This window comes from Pseudomonas marginalis (genome assembly GCF_001645105.1).
Classification (GTDB): Bacteria; Pseudomonadota; Gammaproteobacteria; order Pseudomonadales; family Pseudomonadaceae; genus Aquipseudomonas; species Aquipseudomonas petroselini.
Genome location: NZ_LKEG01000007.1, coordinates 1 through 10,465 on the forward strand (window position 1 = coordinate 1; position 10,465 = coordinate 10,465).

11 protein-coding genes are annotated in these 10,465 nt (G+C 59.1%); 8 read left to right on the forward strand and 3 right to left on the reverse strand.

The genetic code is table 11. The annotated features are described in order from the left end of the window. Positions 1 to 187 precede the first annotated feature (187 nt). Positions 188 to 1,387, reverse strand: coding sequence for a tyrosine--tRNA ligase (gene tyrS, locus AO064_RS00090; protein WP_064052025.1), 1,200 nt, complete (start codon positions 1,385 to 1,387; stop codon positions 188 to 190). A gap of 208 nt (positions 1,388 to 1,595) precedes the next feature. Here tyrS and AO064_RS00095 point away from each other — a divergent pair, with 208 nt between their 5' ends. Beyond that, the gene (locus AO064_RS00095; RefSeq protein WP_046035026.1) at positions 1,596 to 3,014 is read left to right on the forward strand and encodes a peptidoglycan DD-metalloendopeptidase family protein; all 1,419 of its coding nucleotides are present in this window, start codon (positions 1,596 to 1,598) and stop codon (positions 3,012 to 3,014) included. A gap of 3 nt (positions 3,015 to 3,017) precedes the next feature. After that, a complete protein-coding gene (locus AO064_RS00100; protein ID WP_064052026.1) occupies positions 3,018 to 4,109 on the forward strand; it encodes an anhydro-N-acetylmuramic acid kinase in 1,092 nt (363 codons plus the stop codon). A 77-nt stretch (positions 4,110 to 4,186) separates the two neighbouring features. Here the strand turns inward: AO064_RS00100 and erpA are convergent, their stop codons facing one another. Further along, positions 4,187 to 4,537: an iron-sulfur cluster insertion protein ErpA gene (gene erpA, locus AO064_RS00105; RefSeq protein ID WP_003176443.1), complete on the reverse strand. Its 351-nt coding sequence runs from the start codon at positions 4,535 to 4,537 to the stop codon at positions 4,187 to 4,189. Positions 4,538 to 4,702: 165 nt separating this feature from the next. Then, positions 4,703 to 5,737, reverse strand: a complete 1,035-nt coding sequence (argC, locus tag AO064_RS00110; protein WP_046035025.1) for an N-acetyl-gamma-glutamyl-phosphate reductase — start codon at positions 5,735 to 5,737, stop codon at positions 4,703 to 4,705. Between the two features lie 136 nt (positions 5,738 to 5,873). Here argC and hemJ point away from each other — a divergent pair, with 136 nt between their 5' ends. The 6 genes from hemJ (at position 5,874) to coq7 (ending at position 10,322) form a co-directional block, all read left to right on the forward strand. Next, positions 5,874 to 6,302, forward strand: coding sequence for a protoporphyrinogen oxidase HemJ (gene hemJ, locus AO064_RS00115; RefSeq protein ID WP_015886147.1), 429 nt, complete (start codon positions 5,874 to 5,876; stop codon positions 6,300 to 6,302). 24 nt (positions 6,303 to 6,326) lie between these two features. Next, on the forward strand, positions 6,327 to 7,289 hold the full coding sequence (locus AO064_RS00120; RefSeq protein ID WP_015886148.1) for an NAD(P)H-dependent flavin oxidoreductase: 963 nt from the start codon (positions 6,327 to 6,329) through the stop codon (positions 7,287 to 7,289). Between the two features lie 68 nt (positions 7,290 to 7,357). Further along, a complete protein-coding gene (locus AO064_RS00125) occupies positions 7,358 to 8,320 on the forward strand; it encodes a DUF805 domain-containing protein (RefSeq protein ID WP_064052027.1) in 963 nt (320 codons plus the stop codon). Between the two features lie 63 nt (positions 8,321 to 8,383). Next, positions 8,384 to 9,172, forward strand: coding sequence for an SDR family NAD(P)-dependent oxidoreductase (locus AO064_RS00130; RefSeq protein WP_015886150.1), 789 nt, complete (start codon positions 8,384 to 8,386; stop codon positions 9,170 to 9,172). 46 nt (positions 9,173 to 9,218) lie between these two features. After that, complete coding sequence (locus AO064_RS00135; RefSeq protein ID WP_064052028.1) at positions 9,219 to 9,557, forward strand: histidine triad nucleotide-binding protein; 339 nt, start codon at positions 9,219 to 9,221, stop codon at positions 9,555 to 9,557. Positions 9,558 to 9,674: 117 nt separating this feature from the next. Next, positions 9,675 to 10,322 carry a 2-polyprenyl-3-methyl-6-methoxy-1,4-benzoquinone monooxygenase gene (coq7, locus tag AO064_RS00140; RefSeq protein ID WP_015886151.1) on the forward strand — a complete coding sequence of 216 codons (648 nt, stop codon included), beginning with the start codon at positions 9,675 to 9,677 and terminating at the stop codon, positions 10,320 to 10,322. Positions 10,323 to 10,465 lie beyond the last annotated feature (143 nt).

Sequence of the window (10,465 nt, forward strand, 5' to 3'; positions counted from 1 at the left end):
ATCGAAACGTTAATAGAGCCAAACAACACTGCTCTACCAACTCCTTCTGGGCTTCGATGAACTGAAGCAACTCGCTGTCGAATCCTGCTTAACTCTTTGTTTACCAAGGAGTTTTCCGTTTCGACTGCGCCGGAAGTGGGGCGAATTATAGACAGATATAATTCGCCGTCAACACTTAATTTCAGGTTTATTCGGATTTGAGCGTAATACGCGCAAATGCCTTCTTCCCCGCCTGGTATACGTGGGTGCTACCCAGCTCGCATATAAAGGTACGATCTACGACCTCACCATCTACACGCACACCACCCGAACCCAACAGGTCACGCGCTACCGCCGAGTTTTTCACCAAACCTGCTTTATTAAGGACGGCAGCGATTGGCATCGCTTCGGCAGCAGACAGCTCGATCTCCGGCAGATCATCCGGCAGCTCGCCGTCCTTCATGCGATTGCCCGCAGCACGGTGAGCATTAGCCGCTGCTTCTTCACCATGGAAGCGCGCAACAATCTCTTCCGCCAGCTTGATCTTCACGTCACGCGGATTGGCGCCTGCCTCTACATCAGCACGCAGCGCATTGATCTCATCCATCGAGCGGAAGCTCAGCAACTCGAAGTAACGCCACATCAGCGCATCAGGAATCGAAACCAGCTTGCCGTACATGACGCCCGGGGCTTCCTGGATACCAACATAGTTACCCAGAGACTTGGACATCTTCTTGACGCCATCCAACCCCTCCAGCAATGGCATAGTCAGAATGCACTGGGCCTCCTGTCCATACGCACGCTGCAGCTCACGCCCCATCAGCAGGTTGAACTTCTGATCGGTGCCGCCGAGCTCAACATCCGCACGCAACGCCACCGAGTCGTAACCCTGAACCAGCGGATAGAGGAACTCATGAATGGCGATCGGCTGATTGGTGGAGTAGCGCTTGTCGAAGTCATCACGCTCAAGCATGCGTGCGACGGTGTACTGGGAGGTCAGGCGAATGAAATCCGCCGGCCCCATCTGATCCATCCAAGTGGAGTTGAACGCCACCTCGGTCTTGGCCGGATCAAGGATCTTGAATACCTGCGTCTTGTAGGTCTCGGCGTTATCGAGAACCTGCTCGCGAGTCAGCGGAGGGCGCGTGGCACTCTTGCCGCTCGGATCGCCGATCATCCCGGTGAAATCACCTATAAGGAAGATGACCTGATGCCCCAGCTCCTGGAACTGGCGCAGCTTATTAATAAGCACGGTATGGCCCAGGTGCAAATCCGGCGCAGTCGGATCAAAGCCAGCCTTAATACGCAGGGGTTGGCCACGCTTGAGCTTTTCGATCAGCTCGGCCTCGACCAACAGTTCTTCCGCACCACGTTTTATCAGCGCTAGCTGCTCTTCAACCGACTTCATAACAGACCCGCAAGGCTCAGATTCAAAAGGGAACCAACCATACAAGATCAGGGACTAATTACAAGTTTTGCCCTGCGAACGGACACCGTTCAGCAAGCCCAGCGTTCGCGAGCTTGCGCCACAGATGATTTGGTTATATTTTATACAGTTATTTCATCTTCATCATGTCATTCATCTTTTCCATTTCATCTTCAAAGTCAAATTACCTATGACCACTGAACCGTCTAAAGCGCCGCCGCTTTACCCGAAGACCCACCTGCTCGCCGCAAGTGGTATCGCCGCCCTTCTCAGCCTGGCACTCCTGGTATTCCCTTCCAGTGACGTAGAAGCCAAACGAACATCCCTGAGCCTTGACTTGGAAAGTCCGGTTGAACAACTGACACAAGATCAAGACGCTTCCGACGCACAACAAGCCACAAATGCTCCAGTTGACTCACCGTTCGCCCAGATAGAAAACAGCCCGGAAGACACACAGCAAGCCGCTCAGACCAAGGCCGCGCCGACTGTAGACACAGCCAAGAATCCCCAGCACCGCGAAGTCATCGTTGGCAAGGGCGATACGCTCTCGACGCTATTCGAGAAAGTCGGTATCCCCGCAGCCACCGTCAACGAAGTACTCGCCAGCGACAAACAAGCCAAGCAGTTCACCCAGCTCAAACGCGGTCAAAAGCTGGAATTCGAACTGACACCCGACGGACAGCTCAACAACCTGCACAGCAATGTCAGCGACCTCGAAAGCATCACCCTGACTAAAGGCGCCAAAGGCTTTGCCTTCAACCGCGTCACCACCAAGCCGGTGATGCGCTCCGCCTATGTACACGGCGTAATCAACAGCTCGCTGTCGCAATCCGCGGCCCGCGCCGGCCTGTCCCACAGCATGACCATGGACATGGCCAGCGTGTTCGGCTACGACATCGACTTCGCCCAGGACATCCGCCAAGGCGACGAATTCGATGTGATCTATGAGCAGAAAGTCGCGAACGGCAAAGTGGTCGGCACCGGCAATATTCTCTCCGCACGCTTTACCAACCGTGGCAAGACCTACACCGCCGTGCGCTACACCAACAAACAAGGCAACAGCAGCTACTACACCGCCGACGGCAATAGCATGCGCAAAGCCTTCATCCGCACGCCGGTAGACTTCGCTCGCATTAGCTCGCGTTTCTCCATGGGTCGCAAGCATCCAATTCTGAACAAAATCCGCGCCCACAAAGGCGTCGACTACGCTGCCCCGCGCGGTACACCAATCAAGGCGGCCGGCGACGGTAAAGTGCTATTGGCCGGACGCCGTGGTGGTTACGGTAATACCGTGATCATCCAGCACGGGAACACCTACCGCACCCTGTATGGCCACATGCAAGGCTTCGCCAAGGGCGTGCAAACCGGCGGCACCGTCAAGCAAGGCCAGGTGATCGGCTACATCGGCACTACCGGCCTGTCCACCGGCCCGCACTTGCACTACGAGTTCCAGGTTAATGGTGTGCACGTCGACCCGCTGGGCCAAAAACTGCCAATGGCCGATCCGATCGCCAAGGCCGAGCGCGCGCGATTCATGCAGCAGAGCCAACCGTTGATGGCGCGCATGGACCAAGAGCGCTCCACCCTGCTGGCTTCGGCGAAGCGTTAAGGTATGTCGCTCTATATAGGCGTGATGTCCGGGACCAGTCTCGATGGCCTGGACATCGCTTTGATCGAACAGGCCCCGGCGATCAAACTGATCGCCACGCACTACCTCCCCATGCCGGATACCCTGCGCACAGAGCTGCTCGCCCTGTGCGCCAGCGGCCCGGATGAGATCGCCCGCTCAGCAATCGCCCAACAGAAATGGGTGAACCTGGCAGCACGGGGCATTCACGCATTACTCGTTCAGCAACACCTCAAGCCCCAGGACATCCGCGCGATCGGCAGCCATGGCCAGACCATCCGCCATGAACCCGCCCGGGGCTTTACCGTGCAGATCGGCAATCCGGCCTTGCTCACCGAGCTGACCAACATCACCGTGGTCAGCGACTTCCGCAGCCGCGATGTCGCCGCCGGCGGCCAGGGCGCCCCGCTGGTCCCGGCATTCCATGAAGCACTGTTTGGTGAACGCACCGGCAACCGTGCCGTATTGAATGTGGGCGGTTTCAGCAATCTCAGCCTGATCGAGACCGGTAAACCTGTAGCCGGATTCGATTGCGGCCCAGGCAATGTGCTGTTGGATGCCTGGATTCACCAACAACGCAACGAGCACTTTGATCGCGATGGTCAGTGGGCTGCCAGTGGCAAGGTTGAGCCTCAACTGCTCAATGCCCTGCTCAGCGATCCATTCTTCGTGGCCAAGGGCCCCAAGAGCACTGGGCGCGAAGTGTTCAACCTGGAATGGCTGCATCAACACCTTGGCCGTCTCCCCGCATTCGAACCTCAAGATGTGCAGGCCACGCTGCTGGAGCTGACCGCGCTCACCATCGTCGAGTCGTTGCAGTCCGCCCAACCCCAGACAGAAACACTGCTGGTGTGTGGCGGTGGCGCTCACAACGCCACGCTGATGAATCGCCTGGCAGCCCTGCTACCGTCAACCCACGTCAGCAGCACCGCCACCTATGGCGTAGACCCCGACTGGGTCGAGGCAATGGCCTTCGCGTGGCTGGCCCATTGCTGCCTCGAAGGCATCGCGGCCAACCGCCCGAGTGTCACCGGCTCACGCGGGCTTCGGGTGCTGGGCGCGATATATCCCGCCTGACCGCCCCCATAATCTGTAGACAGCAAAACGCCGCTTGGCCTATCAAAGCCAAGCGGCGTTTCTGTATCTGCTATAGATCAGATCGAGAACGAAGACCCACAACCACAGGTGGTCGTAGCATTAGGGTTCTTGATCACGAAACGTGAACCCTCCAGACCTTCCTGGTAATCCACCTCGGCACCTGCCAAGTATTGGAAACTCATCGGATCCACGACCAGGCTTACGCCCTCGCGCTCAACGATGGTGTCATCATCGGCCACATCTTCATCGAAGGTAAAACCGTACTGAAACCCTGAACAACCGCCGCCCGTAACGAATACGCGCAGCTTCAAGCGATCATTACCCTCTTCATCGACCAGGCTCTTCACCTTGTGCGCAGCACCGTGGGTGAATTGCAAAGCCGTGGGGGTGAAGGATTCAACGCTCATGCTGATAATCTCCCGGCGTAGCGCCGCCATATGCGTAATGACGGGCATTATCCGCTTCTCCTAGAAAAGCGGTCAACTATTGTTACGGTATATCAATCTGCCTAGCCGCCATCAAAAACACAAAAGGCCCGATCATCGGGCCTTTTGCGCAACCACCTGAAGATCTTAAGGCAGCATGCCCGCGTGGGACAGGCCCAGCTTCTCGTCCAGGCCAAACAGGATGTTCATGTTCTGCACCGCCTGGCCCGACGCGCCCTTGACCAAGTTATCAATCACCGACAACACCACGACCAAGTCGCCATCCTGTGGACGGTGCACCGCAATCCGGCACACGTTGGCGCCGCGCACGCTGCGGGTTTCCGGATGGCTGCCGGCAGGCATTACGTCGACGAACGGTTCGTTGGCATAACGCTTTTCGAACAGCGCCTGCAGGTCTACCGAGCGATCAACCACTGTGGCGTACAACGTGGAATGAATGCCGCGGATCATCGGCGTCAGGTGCGGCACGAACGTCAGGCCCACGTCCTGACCGGCGGCACGCCGCAGCCCCTGGCGGATTTCCGGCAAGTGGCGATGCCCTTTTACCGCATAGGCTTTCATGCTTTCCGACGTCTCGGAGTACAGCGAACCCACCGCCGCACCACGACCGGCGCCGCTCACACCGGACTTGCAGTCCGCGATCAAGCGCGAGGCATCTGCCAACCCGGCTTCGAGCAACGGCAGGAAGCCCAGCTGTGTGGCCGTTGGATAGCAACCCGGCACCGCGATCAGGCGCGCCTGCTTGATCTGCTCACGATTGACCTCCGGCAGGCCGTACACCGCTTCTTCCAACAGCTCTGGCGCACCGTGAGGCTGGCCATACCACTTGGCCCACTCATCAGCATCCTGCAAACGGAAATCCGCCGACAGGTCGATCACCTTGGTACCAGCAGCCAGCAGTTCACCGGCCAATGCATGGGCCACACCATGAGGCGTGGCAAAGAACACCACGTCGCATGCACCCAGGGTGCTGATGTCAGGGACACTGAACGCCAGGCCGTCGTAATGGCCTCGCAGGTTCGGGTACATGTCGGCCACGGCCAGGCCGGCCTCGGATCGGGAGGTGATGACCACCACCTCAGCTTGCGGATGCTGAGCCAACAGACGCAGCAATTCGACACCGGTGTAACCCGTGCCGCCGACGATACCGACCTTGACCATAAACCTGCCCTCAACGAACCCACTGGAAAGCCGTCGATAATAGGGGCCGCATCGTCCTGCGACAACCGTCAACGTGACGTACGGGCGCATGAGCCACTACTATCTTCAGTTACCGTGAACCTGGGAATAACTAAAAATGCTTTATCTATGGGTCAAAGCCTTCCACATCGTCAGCATCGTCTGCTGGTTTGCCGGGCTGTTCTACCTGCCGCGCCTGTTCGTTTACCACGCCCAGAGCGAGGACGCCGTCAGCAAGGAGCGTTTCAGTGTCATGGAGCGCAAGCTGTACCGCGGCATCATGGGCCCGGCGATGCTGGCTTCGCTGGTATTCGGTATCTGGCTGATCGCACTCAACCCCGGCATCTTTCAATCGGGCGCCTGGATCCACGCCAAGTTGACCCTGGTGGTGTTCCTGATCGGCTACCACCATATGTGTGGCGCACAGGTAAAACGTTTTGCCCGTGGCGAAAATACCCGCAGCCATGTCTTTTATCGCTGGTTCAATGAAGTGCCCGTTCTGATATTGCTGGCTATCGTAATTTTGGTCGTGGTCAAACCGTTCTAACTTCAATGACTCGGGGTACCTCCAATGTCGCTGCCCGCTCTGCTTGAACACCGTCTGCGCCTACCCGTCGTGGCTGCGCCGATGTTCCTTATCTCCAACCCGCAATTAGTCCTGGCGTGCTGCCGCAACGGGGTGGTCGGGAGTTTCCCGGCGCTTAACCAACGCGAAAGCAGCGGGTTCAAGGCCTGGCTGGAAGAAATCGAAGCGGGCCTGGCACAACTGGATAACCCCGCGCCCTACGCCGTCAACCTGATCGTGCACAACAGCAACCCGCGCCTGGAGGCGGACCTGGCGATTTGCGTCGAACACAAAGTGCCGATCGTCATTACCAGTCTGGGCGCCGTGAAGGAGTTGGTGGACGCCGTGCACAGCTACGGTGGCCTGGTGTTCCACGACGTCACCACCCGCCGCCACGCCGAGAAGGCCGCCGAAGCCGGTGTGGATGGCCTGATCGCCGTTGCGGCCGGCGCCGGTGGCCACGCCGGCACCTGGAGCCCTTTCTCGCTGATTGCCGAGATCCGCCAATTCTTCGACAAAACCCTGCTGCTGGCCGGCTGCCTCAACCATGGGCACGAGATTCTCGCCGCCCAGTTGCTCGGCGCAGACTTGGCCTATTTCGGCACGCGTTTCATCGGCACCACCGAAAGCCACGCCCCGGATGCGTATAAAGAGATGCTGCTCACATCGCGCGCCGCCGACATCGTGCACACTCCTGCTGTCTCCGGCGTGCCCGCGAGCTTTATGCGCCAGAGCCTGGAAAACGCCGGTTTCGATCTCGCCGCCCTGCAAGGCAAGGGCGAGGTCAACTTTGGCTCCAAGCTCAAGCCGTTGAGCGACGAGGCCAAGGCGTGGAAGACTGTATGGTCTGCCGGCCAAGGTGTCGGTGAGATTGATGATTTACCCAGCGTCGATGAACTGGTTGCTCGCCTGGATGCCGAATACCGCAAGGCACGCGAACAAGCCGCTCAACTGCGCTGGCCACGCTGACCCAACCGCAAGGCCTGCTAATTACACAGGCCTGCCCTCCTCCCTGAATAAGTGACAAGGAAGCCCGCATGAGCGACAACCGTTTCAAGATTGTGTTTGATGGAGCCTTGCTCCCGGGTGTCGAAAGCACCACGGCCAAACTGAACCTGGCCGAGCTGTTCAAGAGCGAAGTCGAAGCCATCGAGAAGCTCTTCACCGGCCGCACGGTCGCGCTCAAACGCGACCTGTCCCGTCCAGACGCCGAAACCTACCTCACTGCGCTGAAAAACGCCGGTGTCGATGCACGTATCGAAGCCGAACAGCCCGTGGCCTTCAGCCTCGCCGAAACCCATGAAACGGATTCCGGCGCTTCCGACTTCTCCCGCCCGGCCGCCTCCCCCTACGCGCCGCCGCGTGCCGCGGTAGGTGAGCACCTGCCGGAATACGCCACCCTCAAGGTTTTCACTATCCACGGGCGTATTGGTCGTCTGCGCTACCTGGCCTGGACCCTGGTGTTGACCCTGGCGATGCTGGTTGCGGGTGGCATCATCAGCACCGTGAGCTTTGCCGTGGCCACCGCATCGCCGACGGCAGGCACTATCCTCGGGGTACTGCTGGGTCTCGCGCTGTTTGTGGCGCTTGTCTGGGTCAGCGTACAGATCGGTGTGCAGCGCCTGCACGACCTGGGTTGGTCCGGCTGGCTGTACTTCCTCAACCTCGTCCCACTGGTGAACAGCGTTTTCCCGATCCTGTTGCTGGTATTGCCGGGGAACGCGGGCGCCAACCAATATGGCGCACCACCACCCCGCAACTCCACGGCGGTAAAAGTCCTGGCCACGCTGTGGCTGGCGTTTATTCCGGTCATGCTGGCCATCGTGGTCACCCTGGGCATGAACGGTTACCTGAACCAACTCGAAGCCAACATGGACAGCGGCTACGAAAGCAGCTCCATCACCTCCGATGAAGACGCTGACCAAAGCGCGACCGTAGAAGAAGACGAAGCGCAGAGTGCTGACGAAGCGGGCGAACCTGTAGACTCTCCAGAACAGTAAAGAAACACCACCGGCCTGCGATGCCTCTGTCGCAGGCTCGGCGGTGTTGCGATGGAGAAAGGCATGACCCGTTACGCTCTGATCACCGGCGCCTCCAGCGGCATCGGCCTGGCCTTGGCCGAAGCACTGGCCCGTCGCGGCCGCAGCTTGATTCTGGTGGCCCGCCAGCGTGATCAGTTGGAAAGCATTGCTATCGAATTGACCCAACGGTTTGGCGTCGAGGTGCTGTTCCGGGCCTGCGACCTGGGCGAGCCACTGCGCTTGTCCGGGTTCCTGCTGGAGCTTGAAGAAGGTGAGCGGCAGATCGACTTGCTGGTCAACTGTGCCGGCATCGGTACCAGCGGGCCGTTCCTGGCCCAGGACTGGATGACCGAACAAGACCTCATGGAGGTCAACATCCTCGCTCTGACCCGCATGTGCCACGCACTTGGCAACACCATGGCGCTGCACGGTGGCGGGCAGATTCTCAATGTGGCGTCCATCGCGGCGTTTCAGCCCGGCCCGTGGATGAGCACCTACTACGCCAGCAAGGCCTACGTACTGCACTTTTCCGAAGGCCTGCGCGAAGAGTTGAAAACCTGCGGCATCAAGGTCTCGGTCCTTTGCCCTGGGCCGACCCGCACCGCGTTCTTCGGCACCGCGCAAATGGACACCGCCAAGCTCGACCGCAGCCAACAACTGATGAGCCCCGAAGAAGTGGCGCTCTACACCGTGCGCGCCCTGGAAAAGAACAAAGCCATCATCATTCCCGGCCGACGCAACCGCTGGATAGCCTTCAGCCCGCGCTTCAGCCCTCGCTGGCTGACCCGCAAGATCGCCGGCGCCATCAACAAGGCCTATTGCCCGCGCTGACCGGCTGGGTACACTCACCCTGCATACTCATAATGGAGAAACAGCTGTGGATACTCTGTTCACCAAGATCATCAACAGAGAAATACCCGCGAAGATTATCTACGAAGACGACCAGATTCTGGCCTTCCACGATATCGCGCCGCAGGCCCCCGTGCATTTCCTGGTCATTCCGAAGAAACCGATCCGGACCTTGAATGACCTGACGGAAGACGATAAAGCCCTTGCCGGCCATATCCTGTTCACCGCCCAGCGCCTGGCCGTTGAACAAGGCTGTGAAAAAGGGTTTCGTGTGGTGATGAACTGCAATGAAGACGGCGGGCAAACCGTTTATCACATCCATATGCATGTGCTGGGTCAGCGCCAGATGAACTGGCCGCCGGGCTGATTCCCCTCGGAACAAGGGTCACGGCCTCGGGCTGCGACCCTATGCCCCTGACTCAGCGCAAACGCTTTCCCCTCTCTTGCGGTAAACTGGCCGCCGAGATTCTTCCCGGAGGTCAGCATGACTACCCAACGTCACTACTCGCCGATTGACCGTCTGTTGCTGCAAGCCGACATGGCCATGCGTACGCTGCTGCCCTTCAGCGGCCAACCGTATCGCCCGTCGCCCGCCATCGTGCAGCCCGACGCACAGATGAGCGAGACCGAGACCCGCCATGTCGCCGGCCTGATGCGCATCAACCATACCGGCGAAGTCTGTGCCCAGGCGTTGTATCAAGGCCAGGCCCTGACCGCCAAGCTGCCGCAGGTTCGCGCAGCCATGGAGCATGCCGCCGAGGAAGAAATTGATCACCTGGCCTGGTGCGAGCAACGCATTCGCCAACTCGGCAGCCACCCGAGCGTGCTGAACCCGCTGTTTTATGGCCTGTCGTTTGGGATCGGTGCCGCTGCCGGCCTGATCAGTGACAAAGTCAGCCTCGGCTTTGTCGCAGCCACCGAACATCAAGTGTGCAAGCACCTGGATGAGCATCTGGAACAACTGCCCGCCGAAGACGAAAAGTCCCGGGCGATTCTTGAGCAGATGCGCATCGATGAAGAACATCACGCCGAAAGCGCGCTGGATGCAGGCGGTTTCCGCTTCCCCGCGCCGGTCAGGTTTGGCATGAGCTTATTGGCCAAGGTCATGACCAAGAGCACCTACCGCATCTAAACGCATCAAATCCGAGCCACAAAAAAGGGCGCCTCCAAAGCGTAATGCCAGTCAGTTAATAAGCAGCAAGAGCGAAAAGTAACCCGTGGCGAGGGAGCTTGCTCCCGCTGGACTGCGCAGCAGTCCCAGTCTTTTGAAACAAA

What these genes read in the sequence shown, in the direction of transcription:
- argC (WP_046035025.1), bottom strand. Translation starts at nt 5,737, where the DNA reads ATGGTCAAGGTCGGTATCGTCGGCGGCACGGGTTACACCGGTGTCGAA.
- erpA (WP_003176443.1), bottom strand. Translation starts at nt 4,537, where the DNA reads ATGAGCGTTGAATCCTTCACCCCCACGGCTTTGCAATTCACCCACGGT.
- tyrS (WP_064052025.1), bottom strand. Translation starts at nt 1,387, where the DNA reads ATGAAGTCGGTTGAAGAGCAGCTAGCGCTGATAAAACGTGGTGCGGAA.
- AO064_RS00125 (WP_064052027.1), top strand. Translation starts at nt 7,358, where the DNA reads ATGAGCGACAACCGTTTCAAGATTGTGTTTGATGGAGCCTTGCTCCCG.
- hemJ (WP_015886147.1), top strand. Translation starts at nt 5,874, where the DNA reads ATGCTTTATCTATGGGTCAAAGCCTTCCACATCGTCAGCATCGTCTGC.
- AO064_RS00095 (WP_046035026.1), top strand. Translation starts at nt 1,596, where the DNA reads ATGACCACTGAACCGTCTAAAGCGCCGCCGCTTTACCCGAAGACCCAC.
- coq7 (WP_015886151.1), top strand. Translation starts at nt 9,675, where the DNA reads ATGACTACCCAACGTCACTACTCGCCGATTGACCGTCTGTTGCTGCAA.
- AO064_RS00130 (WP_015886150.1), top strand. Translation starts at nt 8,384, where the DNA reads ATGACCCGTTACGCTCTGATCACCGGCGCCTCCAGCGGCATCGGCCTG.
- AO064_RS00100 (WP_064052026.1), top strand. Translation starts at nt 3,018, where the DNA reads ATGTCGCTCTATATAGGCGTGATGTCCGGGACCAGTCTCGATGGCCTG.
- AO064_RS00120 (WP_015886148.1), top strand. Translation starts at nt 6,327, where the DNA reads ATGTCGCTGCCCGCTCTGCTTGAACACCGTCTGCGCCTACCCGTCGTG.